This is a genomic window from Flagellimonas sp. L-11 (assembly GCF_056857735.1).
Genome location: NZ_JBSXNR010000022.1, coordinates 1 through 15,556, shown reverse-complemented (window position 1 = coordinate 15,556; position 15,556 = coordinate 1). Strand labels below are relative to the sequence as shown.

Annotated in this window: 17 protein-coding genes; 9 read left to right on the top strand and 8 right to left on the bottom strand. The window is 44.3% G+C overall.

Annotated elements, in window-relative coordinates:
* Nucleotides 1–44 precede the first annotated feature (44 nt).
* The 8 genes from AC13CC_RS01625 (at nucleotide 45) to AC13CC_RS01590 (ending at nucleotide 7,577) form a co-directional block, all read left to right on the top strand.
* Complete coding sequence (locus tag AC13CC_RS01625) at nucleotides 45–1,397, top strand: Na(+)-translocating NADH-quinone reductase subunit A (protein WP_482876549.1); 1,353 nt, start codon at nucleotides 45–47, stop codon at nucleotides 1,395–1,397.
* A 1-nt stretch (nucleotide 1,398) separates the two neighbouring features.
* Nucleotides 1,399–2,649, top strand: a complete 1,251-nt coding sequence (locus AC13CC_RS01620) for an NADH:ubiquinone reductase (Na(+)-transporting) subunit B (RefSeq protein ID WP_482876548.1) — start codon at nucleotides 1,399–1,401, stop codon at nucleotides 2,647–2,649.
* 2 nt (nucleotides 2,650–2,651) lie between these two features.
* Nucleotides 2,652–3,401 (top strand): Na(+)-translocating NADH-quinone reductase subunit C, encoded by a 750-nt coding sequence (locus AC13CC_RS01615; protein ID WP_326278252.1) that lies wholly within the window; start codon nucleotides 2,652–2,654, stop codon nucleotides 3,399–3,401.
* A gap of 1 nt (nucleotide 3,402) precedes the next feature.
* A complete protein-coding gene (locus tag AC13CC_RS01610) occupies nucleotides 3,403–4,050 on the top strand; it encodes an NADH:ubiquinone reductase (Na(+)-transporting) subunit D (protein ID WP_482876546.1) in 648 nt (215 codons plus the stop codon).
* 11 nt (nucleotides 4,051–4,061) lie between these two features.
* A complete protein-coding gene (nqrE, locus tag AC13CC_RS01605; protein ID WP_326278250.1) occupies nucleotides 4,062–4,811 on the top strand; it encodes an NADH:ubiquinone reductase (Na(+)-transporting) subunit E in 750 nt (249 codons plus the stop codon).
* A gap of 3 nt (nucleotides 4,812–4,814) precedes the next feature.
* Nucleotides 4,815–6,125, top strand: coding sequence for an NADH:ubiquinone reductase (Na(+)-transporting) subunit F (gene nqrF, locus AC13CC_RS01600; protein WP_482876544.1), 1,311 nt, complete (start codon nucleotides 4,815–4,817; stop codon nucleotides 6,123–6,125).
* Nucleotides 6,126–6,212: 87 nt separating this feature from the next.
* Nucleotides 6,213–6,572: a Na(+)-translocating NADH-quinone reductase subunit F gene (locus tag AC13CC_RS01595; RefSeq protein WP_482876542.1), complete on the top strand. Its 360-nt coding sequence runs from the start codon at nucleotides 6,213–6,215 to the stop codon at nucleotides 6,570–6,572.
* Entirely contained in the window at nucleotides 6,573–7,577 is a 1,005-nt protein-coding gene (locus AC13CC_RS01590) for an FAD:protein FMN transferase (protein ID WP_482876540.1), read from the top strand.
* Here the strand turns inward: AC13CC_RS01590 and AC13CC_RS01585 are convergent, their stop codons facing one another.
* From AC13CC_RS01585 to gpmI, 3 genes are all read right to left on the bottom strand, one after another.
* A complete protein-coding gene (locus AC13CC_RS01585; protein ID WP_482876538.1) occupies nucleotides 7,578–8,342 on the bottom strand; it encodes a class I SAM-dependent methyltransferase in 765 nt (254 codons plus the stop codon). It lies immediately after the preceding gene.
* Nucleotides 8,343–8,537: 195 nt separating this feature from the next.
* Nucleotides 8,538–9,356 carry a type I methionyl aminopeptidase gene (map, locus tag AC13CC_RS01580; protein ID WP_326278245.1) on the bottom strand — a complete coding sequence of 273 codons (819 nt, stop codon included), beginning with the start codon at nucleotides 9,354–9,356 and terminating at the stop codon, nucleotides 8,538–8,540.
* A gap of 45 nt (nucleotides 9,357–9,401) precedes the next feature.
* Nucleotides 9,402–10,919 (bottom strand): 2,3-bisphosphoglycerate-independent phosphoglycerate mutase, encoded by a 1,518-nt coding sequence (gpmI, locus tag AC13CC_RS01575; RefSeq protein WP_482876536.1) that lies wholly within the window; start codon nucleotides 10,917–10,919, stop codon nucleotides 9,402–9,404.
* A 208-nt stretch (nucleotides 10,920–11,127) separates the two neighbouring features.
* Between gpmI and AC13CC_RS01570 the strand changes: the two genes are divergently transcribed.
* A complete protein-coding gene (locus AC13CC_RS01570) occupies nucleotides 11,128–11,520 on the top strand; it encodes an ankyrin repeat domain-containing protein (protein WP_482876535.1) in 393 nt (130 codons plus the stop codon).
* A 97-nt stretch (nucleotides 11,521–11,617) separates the two neighbouring features.
* On the opposite strand, the gene AC13CC_RS01565 is transcribed toward AC13CC_RS01570, so the two are convergent.
* From AC13CC_RS01565 to AC13CC_RS01545, 5 genes are all read right to left on the bottom strand, one after another.
* A complete protein-coding gene (locus AC13CC_RS01565) occupies nucleotides 11,618–11,785 on the bottom strand; it encodes a DUF6747 family protein (protein WP_293167619.1) in 168 nt (55 codons plus the stop codon).
* 120 nt (nucleotides 11,786–11,905) lie between these two features.
* Complete coding sequence (locus AC13CC_RS01560) at nucleotides 11,906–12,676, bottom strand: M48 family metalloprotease (RefSeq protein ID WP_482876534.1); 771 nt, start codon at nucleotides 12,674–12,676, stop codon at nucleotides 11,906–11,908.
* Between the two features lie 39 nt (nucleotides 12,677–12,715).
* Nucleotides 12,716–13,447: a M15 family metallopeptidase gene (locus tag AC13CC_RS01555; RefSeq protein WP_482876533.1), complete on the bottom strand. Its 732-nt coding sequence runs from the start codon at nucleotides 13,445–13,447 to the stop codon at nucleotides 12,716–12,718.
* A gap of 308 nt (nucleotides 13,448–13,755) precedes the next feature.
* Complete coding sequence (locus AC13CC_RS01550) at nucleotides 13,756–14,922, bottom strand: T9SS type B sorting domain-containing protein (RefSeq protein WP_482876532.1); 1,167 nt, start codon at nucleotides 14,920–14,922, stop codon at nucleotides 13,756–13,758.
* Nucleotides 14,923–14,925: 3 nt separating this feature from the next.
* Nucleotides 14,926–15,556: hypothetical protein (locus AC13CC_RS01545; protein WP_482876530.1), on the bottom strand; the 631-nt coding region annotated here is incomplete at its 5' end.

Sequence of the window (15,556 nt, the reverse complement as noted above, 5' to 3'; positions counted from 1 at the left end):
GCTAAATTTGCGTCCGATTTTGATAACAAAAGGTCTACAACAATATGTCTAAAGACATCCGGATTAGAAAGGGGTTGAACATCAACCTCGTCGGGGCGGCAGAGCAGACTATTTCCAAAGCTGTTACCAGTAACGTATACGCCCTAAACCTAGATGATTTCCACGGAATCACTCCAAAAATGTTGATAAAACAAGGGGAAGATATAAAAGCGGGCGAACCCCTCTTTTATAACAAGAACAACGAAGACATGCACTTTGTTTCCCCGGTAAGCGGAGAGCTTGTGGAAATTGTTAGGGGGGCAAGAAGAAGAATCTTGACATTAAAGATTCTTGCTGACAAAGAGCAAAATTATGTTATAAATAAGGTGCCGGATTTGGATACGGCAGATGGTGAGGCCATTAAATCCTACCTTTTACAGTGTGGAGGATGGCCGTTCATTAAACAAAGACCTTATGATGTAATTGCCGACCCAAGTGCAACCCCAAAAGCGATATTTGTTTCGGCATACGCTACGGCGCCATTGGCAGCGGACCCAGACTTTGTCCTAAAGGACAAGGAACAGGAGATTCAAGCAGCGATAATGGGTCTTAGCAAGCTTACACCGGGTAAAATCCATGTGTCTGTCGGTAAATCGAGCAGATCGCCTTTCAATGATATTAAAGGAATAGAACTGCACAAAATCTCCGGCCCCCATCCAGCGGGCTTGGTGGGTACGCAAATCAATAAGATTGACCCCGTGAACAAAGGTGAAGTGGTCTGGACGTTGTCCCCACAGGACCTTGTGATGTTGGGTGAGCTGTTGTTGACAGGTAAGTTCAATGCGGAGCGCATTGTGGCATTGGCAGGGTCTGTTATCAAGGAGCCAAAATACTATAAGACCAAAATCGGAGCCGAAATATCCACTTTTTTATATGCAAGTGGTGTAAAGGAAGATAGGTTTAGGTTGATAAACGGGGATGTGCTTACAGGTACTAAAACCAGTACTGAGGGACATCTTGGTTTTTACAATAATACGGTTACCGCCATTCCAGAAGGGGACGATTACGAATTTTTTGGGTGGAACAAGCCAGTGTTCAATAAAATTTCGTCTACAAGGGCATTGACCTTTTCTTGGCTACAGCCCAACAAAAAATATGATTTGGACACCAATACCAATGGAGAGCACAGGGCTTTTGTGGTAACGGGCAGGTACGAAGAGGTTTTTCCTCTGGACATATACCCACTTCAACTTTTGAAGGCCTGTATGGTAAAGGATTTGGATGAAATGGAGCAATTGGGACTCTACGAAGTGGCTCCCGAGGATTTCTCCTTGACGGAATTCATATGCATATCAAAACAACCGCACCAACAAATAATCAGGGAAGGATTGGATTTGTTGCAAAAAGAACTTGGATAATATGGGCATGAAAGAAAAATTACATCAGTTAAAACTTAAGTATCAGGGCAAAAAAATGGCCCCTGCCTTTAATGCACTGCATACTTTTCTCTATACACCGAACGAAACAACCCATTCCGGGTCGCATGTTCGAGCCGCGGATGATTTAAAACGTACCATGAACACGGTGATCATGGCCTTGGTGCCTTGTTTGCTGTTTGGAATGTTCAATGCAGGGTATCAACATTACTCCGCCATCAATGGTTTTCCTGAGAGCTTTGATCTGTTTGAACACTTTTTGACATGGGATAACTTTTTGGTGGGGATCACCACCATTTTACCTTTGGTGATCGTATCCTACGGTGTTGGTTTGGCCATCGAATTTTTGTTCGCTGTAATCAAGGGCCATGAAGTGGAAGAGGGTTATTTGGTGACAGGTATGTTGGTTCCATTGATCGTGCCCGTTGACACCCCACTTTGGATGTTGACCATCGCCGTGGCCTTTGGTGTCGTTATCGGTAAAGAAGTTTTCGGTGGTACCGGAATGAATATATTGAACCCTGCCCTGACCATACGCGCATTCTTGTTCTTCGCCTATCCAACATGGATGAGCGGGGATAAAGTATGGGTCCACGAAGCTGTGGAAAGAGCTGGAACCGCAGATGCCATTTCAGGGGAAACCATCCTTGGCTCATTGGCCCAAGGGTCGGACTATAGTTATTCACTGGCCGATATGTTCTACGGATTTATCCCCGGCTCCGTTGGGGAAACATCGACCCTGTTGATCATATTGGGGGGGCTTTTCTTGGTTTTCTCAAAAATTGCCTCGTGGAGAATTATGGTAAGTTCCGTTGTAGGTGCTCTGGTTATGGGGCTTATATTCAATGGCATTGTAGATGCCGGTTGGTTGCCCGAGTACAGTAAGTTCTATGCCTTGATGAGTTTCCCTTACTGGCAACATTTGTTGGTGGGAGGTTTGGCCTTCGGTATTGTATTTATGGCCACGGACCCTGTTACAGGTGCTCAGACCAATAAAGGAAAATGGTACTACGGATTCTTTATCGGGTTCCTGTCCGTAATGATCCGGGTGTTCAACCCAGGATATCCAGAAGGTGTGTTCTTGGCCATCTTGTTGATGAACGTATTCGCACCTACCATTGACCACTACGTGGTAAGGGGCAACATTAGAAAGAGATTGAAACGATTTAATACAGCGACCATATATCCAAAAACATCGGATGAGGTTGATTCATTAAAAACGGAAACAGCTTAATTATGGCAATCAATACAGAAAAAAATAGCTACACTGTAATCTTTGCGGTCTTAATGGTTGTTGTTGTGGGATCGCTACTGGCTTTTGTTGCATCTGGCCTTAAACCAAGGATTGATGAGAACGAACGCTTCGAAAAGCAACAAAACATCCTTTATGCCATGGGGGTCGATCAAAATGAGGGCGATGGAGATGTTTCCTTTGTACCAACGACTACAGTTGAAGAGCAATTTTCCAAATTCATAACTTCCCAGTTGGTATTGAAAGGTTCCGAAGCAGTGGAAAAAGAGAATGCTTACCTAATCGATGTACAGAAAGAAATAGCAAAAGCCAAGAATGGGGAGGACGCAGAACTTCCCTTGTTGATCGGTGAAAAGGACGGGGAAAAATTCTATATCATCCCCATGTACGGTAAAGGACTTTGGGATGCGATCTGGGGATATATTTCCTTGGATGAGAACATGGAAATAAAAGGCGTCTTTTTTGATCATAAGGGAGAAACCCCTGGACTGGGTTCCAATATTAACCAACGTTTTTTTATGGACGACTTCAAGGGGGAATCCGTTATGGACGGCAATACCTATGCAGGTGTTAATGTAGCAAAAGGGAACAACGATCCATTGAACAACAATAAAGAAGATAACGCAGTAGATGCTTTGGCAGGTGCTACCATTACCGGTAATGGGGTAACCGCAATGATCAAAGAGAGCCTGAAGCTTTACAAACCCTATTTACAAACCATTAGATCCAATTAATATGGCGCTACTATCAAAAAAAGATGCAAATCTGATAAAAGACCCGTTAGCGGATAACAACCCTATCACCATTCAAGTATTGGGTATCTGTTCCGCCTTGGCAATTACCGCGGAGCTAAAAGCTTCGGTGGTAATGGCAATATCCGTATTGTTTGTAATGGGAGTGGGTAACGTGGTAATTTCGCTCATACGAAATATTATCCCATCAAAAATCAGGATCATTGTACAGTTGGTCGTGGTTGCCGCCTTGGTTATTATTGTGGATCAAGTATTAAAGGCTTTTGCCTACGACCTAAGTAAGACCCTATCGGTATTTATCGGCCTTATTATCACCAACTGTATCATTATGGGACGTTTTGAGGCTTTTGCATTAGGAAACGGTCCCCGCAGAGCTTTTCTTGATGGAATAGGGAACGCTCTAGGATATGGGGTCATTCTGGTCATAGTAGGGTTCTTTAGGGAACTCCTTGGTTCTGGAACACTTTTCGGGTTCAAAGTATTGGGGGATCCCATCGCAAAAACTGGATTGTACTCCATCGGTTACGAAAACAATGGATTTATGATCATACCACCTGCGGCATTGATTGTTGTGGGAATCATTATTTGGGTGCAACGCTCCAGAAATAGAGCATTAATTGAAGAAGCATAAACTAAGGAAGCATGTTAGAGCATTTAGAACTATTTTTTAGATCAATCTTCGTAGACAATATGGTGTTTGCGGTCTTTTTGGGAATGTGTTCCTACTTGGCCGTATCCAAAAAGGTTTCTACAGCTGTAGGATTGGGAGCTGCCGTAATATTCGTGTTGGGCGTTACCGTGCCCTTAAACTGGTTGTTGGATAAATATTTGCTGCAAGATGGAGCCTTGGTTTGGTTGGGCCCGGAATACGCCGATTACGACCTTAGTTTCCTATCGTTCATTCTATTTATTGCAACCATTGCCACAATGGTGCAGTTGGTGGAGATCGTGGTAGAGAAATTTTCGCCATCACTGTACAACTCCTTGGGTATTTTCTTGCCTTTGATTGCGGTGAACTGTGCCATCTTGGGGGGTTCCTTGTTTATGCAGACAAGGGATATCCCTAATATTGGGTTGGCCTTGAATTATGGGGTAAGCTCGGGGATTGGATGGTTCTTGGCTATTTTGACCATTGCGGCCATTCGCGAAAAGATCAGATATTCCAACGTGCCCGCGCCACTGCGAGGTTTGGGAATCACTTTTATAATCACAGGCTTAATGGGAATCGGGTTCCAAAGCTTTGGAGGCATGCTCACAGGAGACAACGAACCACCAGAGGAAACCCAAAGCACAACCGTTGAGGCCCAAGAAGTCCAAGAAGAAAAAGAAATTAAAAAAGAGATTGAGGATAAGGAAGAAGCAGTCTCTTATAACGAAGCCATAAACAGATAGAAGATGATATTAGCCGCAAGTACCGGGGGTACTATTCTAATTACCGTAGTAGCATTTCTTGTTTTGTTGTTAGTCTTAGTGGCGCTATTGCTGTTCACTAAGGAGAAACTATCCCCATCCGGTCCTGTAACGATTACCATTAATGGTGAAAAAGAGTTGGAGGTAGGCTCGGGAGGCTCCCTGTTGTCCACCCTGGGTAACCAAAAAATATTCCTCCCATCCGCTTGTGGTGGAGGAGGAACCTGTATTCAGTGCGAATGCCATGTACTTTCAGGTGGGGGCGAAGCATTGCCTACCGAAACCCCGCACTTTTCCAAAAAGGAGTTGAGCGAGGGCGCTCGTTTGGCCTGTCAGGTCAAGGTAAAGCAGAATATGGAAATTACCATCCCCGAAGAGGTGTTCGGTATTAAAAAATGGAATGCCAAAGTGGTGCGTAACTATAACGTGGCCTCCTTTATCAAGGAGTTTGTTGTTGAGATTCCGGAGGAAATGAATTACAAAGCAGGCGGATACATCCAGATTGAAATTCCACCATGTGAGGTGAAATATTCCGATATCGATATTACAGCCCACCCAGAGGAGCACGAAACTCCGGACAAATTTCAAGCGGAGTGGGATAAATTCAACCTATGGCCATTGGTCATGAAAAATCCCGAAACCGAGGAAAGGGCATATTCCATGGCTTCTTACCCTGCAGAAGGAAGGGAGATTATGTTGAACGTCCGTATTGCCACCCCACCATGGGACCGTTCCAAGAACGGATGGATGGACGTAAATCCAGGTATTGCCTCTTCTTATATTTTCAGTTTGAAAAAAGGCGACCCCGTGACCATTTCAGGTCCATTTGGTGAGTTCTTCATCAATGAATCCGATGCCGAAATGCTATACGTAGGAGGTGGTGCCGGAATGGCTCCAATGCGTTCGCACTTGTACCACTTGTTCAGAACTTTGAAAACCAATAGAAAAGTGACCTATTGGTATGGAGGACGTTCCAAAAGGGAGTTGTTCTACATTGACCATTTCAAGCAATTGGAAAAAGAATTCCCCAACTTTAAGTTTTACATGGCACTTTCAGAACCGCTGGAAGAGGACAATTGGAAGGTGAAGAAAGACATCAATGATGAAGAAGGGGATGGTTTTGTTGGGTTTATTCACAACTGTGTTATCGATAACTATTTGAACCATCATGAAACGCCAGAGGATATAGAACTATATTTCTGTGGACCACCTTTGATGAACAAAGCCGTACAGAAAATGGGAGAGGATTTTGGTATTCCAGATGAGAATATCAGGTTCGACGACTTTGGAGGATAGAACCAGAAATTGATTATCACCTCGAGCATTGTCGAGAGGTAGGAATAAAACCAAACCGATGCTCATGCATCGGTTTTTTTGTTAGCTATGGGAAGAGAATTAACAGAACAGGAACTGCACAACTTGGCCATGAACATTGTGGGGCGCGAGCTTGAGGCCGATGGTTTTGAATTTATGGCCATTAACAGTAAGCTCAAGAAAAACCCGCAGTATGTGTGCCTAAAGGAAAAGGTGTTGCATTTTATAGTGGTTAGGAATGTGGAATTCCCCCTAAACCCAAGGGAGTACGATGAAGAATTGATGCGTACCGTAAAGAATCACGCGGAGAAATTCGAGGCCAGAACCTATTTTGCAGGTGTCGGACTCTCCAATGCCGCGGACAGGACCGAACCGTTGTATTTGGATGAAGAATATGTGGTGGACTATCAAGGTTTAATTGAAATATAAATGAAGTATAAAGTATTGTTTTTAGGATTGGTCGTACTTTTTTTAAACTGTACGCCAAAGGAACACGTCAAAAACCAGAATTGGGGCAATGCATTGGGGACCACCTATTCCATCATTTACATTGCTGATGGGGAGTTGGACTATCAACAGGAGATAGACTCTGTTTTTCAAGTGCTGAACCAATCCATGTCCACTTATATTCCCTCATCCGATATTTCCAAGATCAATGCGGGTGACTCCACTATTGTCGTGGATGATATGTTCAAAGAGGTATTTGAAGTTTCAAGTAAGGTTCACAAAGCTTCAAATGGCTATTTTGACCCCACTGTGGGTGTTTTGGCCAATGCTTGGGGATTTGGCCCGGGCGAGCAGTTGGAGCTCGATAGCCTTCGTGTGGATAGCTTATTGGGTTACGTAGGATGGGAAAAGGTACAATTGAACGCAGATAATACCATTACAAAGGCCCATCCGTCCATCCGTTTTGATTTTAATGCCGTGGCCAAAGGGTATGCCATAGACCGATTGGGGGCCATGCTGGATGAAAAGGGCATCAAAAACTATTTGGTGGAAGTTGGTGGGGAGGTTCTCGCCAAGGGAACCAACCTTGATTCGGGGAAACAATGGTCCGTTGGTATAGATGATCCGCAGGCGGAAACCGGTCGTCAGCTAAAACAGATAGTTTCCTTGAAAGATGTAGCGATGGCCTCATCTGGCAATTACCGAAAATTTAGGGTAGACCCTGAAACAGGGGAAAAATATGTGCATACCATAGACCCTAAAACAGGATACACCAAAAATTCCAATGTGCTGGCCACAAGTGTTGTGGCAAAGACCTGTGCTGTAGCCGATGCGTTTGCAACAACCTTTATGGTGATGGATCTGGAAGATTCCAAACAAGTGCTTGAAAATCATGGGGAGTTGGAAGCCTACATCATCTATTTGGATGAAAATGGGCAGACACAGGAGTTTTTTACGCCGGGTTTTGGGGCTTTGATCAAGAATTGATCATTTCCTGACCACTGGAATAATTTCACCTTTCGCCAATCTGTACTTTTCAACCGTTTCCTTTGGGATTTTTTTGGTGTAATCCACCTCTTCAACCACAAATCCAATACTGCGAAGCTTGTCAAAATAATCCCGTCCGTATATCCGGACATGATCATACTGCCCAAAAATGCGTGCTCTTTCTTTTTTATCGGTAATGGAATCATCCTCAAAGGTTTTTTCCCGATTCAAGTCCTGTGGAATTTGAAATATGCCCCATCCTCCAGGTTTCATGATGCGATAGAGTTCTTGCATGGCCTTGGTGTGATCGGGAATATGTTCCAAGACGTGGTTGCATAAAATCACGTCGAAGGTATTGTCATCAAAAGGCAAGTTGCAGATATCAGCCTTTACATCAGCCAAAGGTGAATTGAGGTCCGTTGTGGTGTATTCCAAATTATTCAACTTTTTAAAGCGTTTGTAAAAGGCTTGCTCCGGGGCAAAGTGAAGCAACTTTAACGGTTTAGTGAAGAAATCCGTTTCGTTTTTCAGGTACAGCCACAGTAATCGATGCCTTTCCAACGAAAGGGTAGAGGGGGAGAGTACATTTTCCCTCGGGACCTCATAACCATAAGGCAAAAATTTCCTGAATGATTTACCGTCAATCGGGTCGGTATATGCGCTTCCCTTTAGGGAAAAGGCAATCAACGGGCGTACCCAATAGCTTAATCGGATAAGTAAGGGTCTGGGAATTAGATTAAGGAAGTATTTAAATATTTTTGACACGGATAAAATGATTAATGCCTGTTGTGAACCTAGACTGCCTATTGAGTCAAACAATAGGTCAGTTCGGGTTTTTTCCTTCAGGAAAAAGTATCGAGAACTGTGGATTGAGTGCCGCTTTTCAAATTCCCGATAAAATTTTTGAACGTTTCACTCCCAAAAATCACCCGAATTGACGAATTTACATCAGAACTTATTTTAAAGCACCAATTTCTTACTACGGAACTCATCCTCTTCGTCGCTGGTAATCCCCAGGGCATCATAAATATATTGGTAGGTGGATAGTAGTTCAGGTTTACCCTCCACAAGGGCTACATCGTGTTCAAAGTGTGCACTTGGTTTGCCATCGGCAGTAAGTATGGTCCAACCATCCTTTAATTGTTTTATGCGTTTTGTGCCCATGTTGATCATGGGCTCTATGGCGACAACCATACCGTTTACAAACTTTTTGCCACGGCCTCTTTTGCCGTAGTTGGGCATTTGTGGATCCTCGTGGAGCTCTCGGCCCAGACCGTGGCCTACCAATTCGCGTACCACGCCATACCCATGGTCTTCTGTATATTTTTGAATGGCATAGCCTACATCGCCTACGCGATTACCCAGTTTAAACTCCCTTATGCCTATGTAAAGCGATTCTTTGGTAACCTTGAGTAGTTTTTTGGTTTCTTCAGCAACTTCACCCACTTCAAAAGTATAGGCATGGTCTCCGTGGAAACCATTTTTAACGGCTCCACAATCCACCGAAACAATGTCGCCCTCCTTTAAGGGTTCACTGCCTGGTATGCCATGTACCACTTGGGCATTTGGACTCCAATTTAAGGTGTTCGGAAAATCGTACATCCCCAAAAAACCGGGGACGGCTCCCTGTTCCCGAATAAATTCTTCGGCCATTTTATCCAATTTCAATGGACTGGCCCCGGGCTTTATTTCCTTGGCCAAGAGGCCCAAAGTTTTGGATACCACCAAAGCGCTCTCGCGCATCAACTCAATTTCTTCAGCTGTTTTTACATGAATCATAGCCGCAAAGATAAATTGATTCTGGGGATTTTAAGGAATGTTTGTCTACACCAATGGTTTTTGCGTCATTAATTCGGGTTGCGGAACGCCCAATAATTTAAGAATGGTAGGAGCGATATCGCCCAAAACGCCGCTTTTTACTTCTTTTATGTCGTTGTCCACCAAAATAAGCGGAACCGGGTTGGTGGTATGCGCCGTGTTGGGGCTACCATCTGGGTTGATCATGGTGTCGCAGTTTCCATGGTCTGCAATCACTATGGTGGAATAGCCGTTTTCCAGTCCAGCGGTTATAACATCTTTGGCGCATTGGTCGACGGTTTCACAGGCTTTTATGGCAGCCTCCATAACCCCGGTGTGCCCGACCATATCGGGATTGGCAAAATTGAGGCATACAAAGTCCGCTTCCCCTTTCTTTAATTCAGGGATAATGGCATCGCGAATGTCGTAAGCGCTCATTTCGGGTTGAAGGTCGTAGGTGGCCACTTTGGGTGACGGGCAAAGAATACGCTGTTCGCCCTCAAAAGGTTCTTCGCGGCCCCCATTGAAGAAAAAGGTAACGTGCGGATACTTTTCGGTTTCGGCGATGCGGATTTGCTTCTTACCATTTTTGGCAAGGGTCTCGCCCAAGGTATCTTTTATGTTCTCTTTGTTGAATATGATTTTGATTCCTTTGAAAGAATCATCATAATTCGTCATGGTAACATAGTACAAATCCATTTTGTGCATGTTCTGCTCATGGAAATCCTGCTGGCTCAAGGCTTGGGTCAGCTCACGGCCACGATCTGTTCTAAAATTGAAGAAAACAATAACATCCCCATCTTGGATTTTGGCAAGGGGCTCATTATTAGCATCGGTTAAAACCAAGGGTTTGATGAATTCATCCGTAACACCGTCATCATAACTTTTTTGCATGGCCTCACCAATATGCTGTATTTTTTCTCCTGCTGCATTTACGACAACATCATAGGCCATTTTTACACGCTCCCATCTTTTGTCACGGTCCATGGCGTAATACCTGCCAATAACTGTGGCCAATTTGGTCTTTTTGTCGGAGCAGTAATTATCAAGATCCACCAAAAAGCCTTTACCACTTTTTGGGTCTACATCCCGACCATCGGTAAAAGCGTGTACAAAAGCGTTTTCCACGCCGCTTTCGTCGGCGGCCTTGATCAAGGCCTTTAAGTGGTCGATGTGGCTATGCACCCCACCATCGCTCACCAAGCCTAAAAAGTGGACCGGTTTATGGTTTGCCTTGGCATATTCAAAAGCATCTTGGAGTACTTTTTCTTTTTTTAAGGTGTCTTCTTTTACGGCTTTGTTGATCTTGGCCAGATCCTGGTACACGATTCTTCCCGCGCCAAGGTTCATGTGCCCTACCTCACTGTTTCCCATCTGTCCCTCGGGCAATCCAACGTTCATTCCGTCGGTGTGCAGATCGGCATCGGGGTATTTTGTGTATAGTGAATCGATAAATGGAGTGTTGGCCTTTTCAATTGCCGAAACCTTTGGATCTGGGGATTTTCCCCAACCATCCAAAATCATGAGAATAACCTTTTTGTTCATAGTGAAATATTGTACCACAAAAATAAAGTGATCTGGTTGGATGCCCTAGTTTTTTGTTAAAATTCTAATTATGAACTTGTTAATAATCTTATGTTAAAAATGAAGAATTGTTAAAGTTTCGTTATTTAACTGTTAATCGTGTAACATCACATGTTTTGATAAGTCTATTTTTATGAGAAGTAAATTCATTAATCAAAAACAATTCATCATGAAAAAAACAATCTTTTCAGTGGCCTCACTATGTCTGTTGGCCCTAAGCGGCGTTTCTGCCAACGAACTCAAAACAAACGATTTTGGAACTTCCATTGAAATGGTAAGCCCGGATGAGCTCAGCAGTTTTTGCAAGGCTGTAATGCAGGGCGATGTAGAGACGGTTAAAAAATTCATTGAACTTGGAGAGGACGTCAACCAAAAATCCTTGGGCAAGGCACCTATCCATTACGCGGCCCGTTACAACAAGGTCGAAGTATTACAAGTACTTATTGATCATGGGGCAGACCTTAAAAAACGTTGCGACGGGGGTATGACCGCCATGAAATATGCCAAATTGTCCAACGCCACCGAAGCACAGGCCGTGTTGGAAGCTGCTATGAAAAAATAGAAAGGGAGTTCATTCCAATGAAAAAGGGCGCATCCAATGGATGGGCCCTTTTTCATTTCATATTAGTGTTCTTGCAAAAGAGTGTGGCCCTCTTGACTTAAAATTCAAACCCGGTAAAAGCCCGGTACAAAAATGCATATAGGGCCATAACAAGCATGACCCCGCAAAATATAGAATACCCTTTTAAAAAGAGCACTACAAAGCTAGGTTTGCAATCGTCAAATGCCTCTAAATAGAGGTCTTTAAAATGTAATAGTGTTCCCATATGTTCTCTCTTTTTATTGCATAACAAAAAGATTAAGAGAAACTTAGTAGGATTTGGGCCGTTTGCCCAAAGGTACGGAAATTAAGCCAATCTCCTTTTTTTATCGATAAACCACCAATTCTATCGACCTGAATATTTTTCGATGGCTTCCTTTATCTTTTCAATACGGTTTTCGGGGTCGGGGTGGGTACTTTGGAACTCGGGAACCCTGTTGGGTCCTGCGGCCGCTTTCAATACTTTCATGACCGCTATCATCTCATTGGGGTCGTACCCGGACGCTATCATAAATAATACGCCGAGTTCATCACTCTCCAATTCGTCGCCCCTGCCATTGGTTAAAAGGGTGTTTTGACCGATGCCCGCAACCAAACCGCCCATATCGCCACCGACCGAGGCGCCCGTGGCCAAGGTTTGCCAAAAATTGCTTTCGGCTATACGTTCGGCAGAATGCCTGCCGATCACATGGCCGATTTCATGGCCCAAGACACCGGCAAGTTGTGGTTCGCTCAGTTGGGAGAACAGGGCATAAGTGATAAAAATCTGTCCGCCGGGCAGCGCAAAGGCATTGATGGTGCGGTCGTCCGCCAAAAGATGAAATTCGTATTGATAAGGGGTTTCCTTGGCCACACTATTTTGCACCAGTTTGGTACCCACGGCGTCCACCAAAGCCTGCATACGCTCGTCCGGATAGAGCCCCCCGTGTTGCTGCGCCATTTCCGGGGCAGCTTGCAGCCCAATGGCAATCTCCTGTTCCGTGGTCATGTCTATGTTCTGGGTCCTGCCGGTATAGGGATTTTCTTCTTGGTTGCTGCACCTGCGAATAAAGGCAAAAGCAACAATGGCCAAACCGATCAGGATGCGTATCCTCCAACTTCCTCTTCCGATTCTCATGGGCTAGTGTACTGGTAAGTTGAAGATACAAAAAAACCGTTATAGCAGTACAGGGTTTATGTCCAAGATATTGTCCTGAACGTAGGTTCTTATAAAACCAGCGGTAAAATGTTCTTTGCCCAGAAACCTTTCTTGTTGCATCAACTTTAAAATGTTGAGCTTACGGTAGGCCGTTAGCATGGGAATGGATATGGGCGCATAACTGTAATGCCAGGGCTCGTACTTAAACCCCCTTCTTCTTGGATTGTTGGTGTAGACAAGATAGAAGCCGTATTTTGTCGAGTTTTCGTCCAGCCAAAGCTTGAGTCCTTCAAAAGGGCCGCCCGCCTCAAATTTTTCGGAATCCAGCACATCGCCCGATACTTTGGGGAACCCATCGATAATATCGATGTCGGTGCCCCAATGGTGCCTGCTCGTTCCCGGAATGGTGGAATATTCAATAATCTTGTCAATAGCCTCCAAAGGGGCCATACCTTCTTCGGTATAGCTTAGATATTTGCGCTCCCAAATGCGCTCTTGATGGTAAAAATCCCTGAAACTGGATACTATTTTAATGTCAAAACCATCGGAATAGGCCGCTTTTTTCATTTTCAAAAAGGACTTGTATGCCTCTTCCTTTAAATTGATGCCCTCGCCAAAGAGTTCAATATCCGCTTTGCCCATAAGCTCGGCCGTGGAGTAATCCGGGCCATAAAAATCGGGTAAAATGGGAGGGATGGTACAGGCCAGGCCTGATGCAGAAGCAGTTTTAATAAAAGTCCTTCTTTTCATTGATTTTCTTTTTTATGGATTGTAACCAGACTGATATTTTGTCTGTGTCATTCCGAACAAAGTGAGGAATCTCACGGGAATCAAAAAGATTCTTCATTTCGCTACGATACATTCAGAATGGCAACCTTAGAATGGAAACTCTTGGTCACACCACTTTTTTTCAGATTTTTCACCAAGTTAAGAAGTATTTTTAATTGAAAAAGCATTCCCCGATGTCATTGTAGGGGTTTGAAGTCGTCATTCCCATGAAAATGGGAATCCAAATAAGTGAGTTTTTGTATTCAAGTAGAAATGAAATAAGGTGACTGCTATCGGTCCAAGAAAAGGAAACCGGAATACTCCAGTTCCAGATCATCCAAGGTGACCAGGTAAAAATAAACACCTTCGGGCAGACCTGAAGCTTGGTTGGTGATTAAGGTTCCCGTGTTGGCAAGGCCGTAAAAATCGTTGGTGTAGTTTACTTTCTCAAAAACTTTTTGTCCGTATCGGTTAAAAATGCGCAAACTGTTGTTCGGTGATTCCTCCATGCCGTCAATCACCAAAAAATCGTTGGTGCCATCGCCATTTGGACTCAAAAAGTAGTTACCCAAGGTGGGGTTTTCCACGGCAAAGGTATCCGTGGGCAGGGGAATGGTACCAAAGGTAATGGCCGCATAATTGCTGGGCACAAAGGTTTCGGAAGTAACAAAACCCTGTGTAAGGTCGCCACTAATGGCAGCGTTGCCGATGATTACCCATTGGTTGGACGATTTGCTCCATCCCACCACAATAATGGATTCCAAAGTGGCATTGGGAATGGTGCCCAAAGCACTCCTCGTGTTCCATGAAATGGTCACTTGTGCGGGCACATCGCTTTGTAAGACCCAAAATTCGCGATCGGTAACAGTTCCGATGTCCTGTACTTTTTCTTCGGTGTCAAAACTTTCCAAAATAGAGGAAGGAGCGGAGGGGTCCTCAAAAAAATAGGCGCATACGGCCAAAGGTGTGGCGCTTTGTGAGTTTAATGTTAAAGGTCTGAGTTGCTCCGGGTCGCCCACGGGGAACGAAAATACATCGCGATTGTTAATGGCGGCAAAGCCCGTTACTTTGGATGCGTCGCTTTCTCCGGTGAAAAAACCTTGGTCCATAAAACTGAGGTTTACCGCAGGTATGTTGGTCGGGGTCAGGAAATTGCCATCAATAAAATTGACGTTGTTCCGAACCATGACGGGATTTTGTAAAAACACGTTACTGTCCATCATAATCTCCGTGTCCCAAAGGGTCGGGGGAATGCTTCCGGAAACAATGATGGCACGGTTGCCATAAAAACCGACCAGCCCATTGGTTTGATCAAAGTTGGCATCGTTTATAAAATCGGTGTGCAGCCCAATGTTGGCATTGTTGTGCACGCTAAAGTTGCCACTGTTGTACAACCCGCTTTGGGCCACCCCAAAGCTGACCGATAATAAGAATGCTATGTGGAGGAGGGGTTTCAAGGATTACAAATTAGTTACAGTAAAATACCAGTCTGCATCGGTAGGTAAGTAATTAGTCTCATTGATATTTACCGTATGGGTATGAGATTCGGGTATAGTCGGATTTGGTGTGCTGGTTAACAATGGATTTGAGCTTGTGGCAGGAGCATATATGAGGACGTCAAACCCGTTAATTGTAGGGTTTGAAACTTGAACGGTCGCTCCTGGGATTGCTTCTAAAAGAGTGAGTTGAACAATATAATTGTTATCTCCGGAGTCTCTTGGGGTGTCAAAAACAACCTCATATTCTCCTGGTGACAATGCATCATAGTTTATTGATGCACCAATTAGTTTTCCTGCATCATTTGAACCATCACTATTTATTTTACCCAAGGCAACAATAGGATTGGTAACGGCAACTTCAAAATCTTGACCTGTAGCTGAAGGGGTAACTGTAATTCCTTCTCCTTCTGTTACGTCTTGGAGCTCGTTTTCGGGATCTATGTCCAGGTCTGCGGCATTGCTTGTGGCCAGGGAGTCGATGGCCCCCTGTACGGTAGTCTGTGAGAAGCCTGAAACAGAGGTGTCGAAGGCCACGCTGTCAGCCACTTGTTGGAGGAACAGTGCCCCGTCGGTTCCGAAGGTTATATCGTTG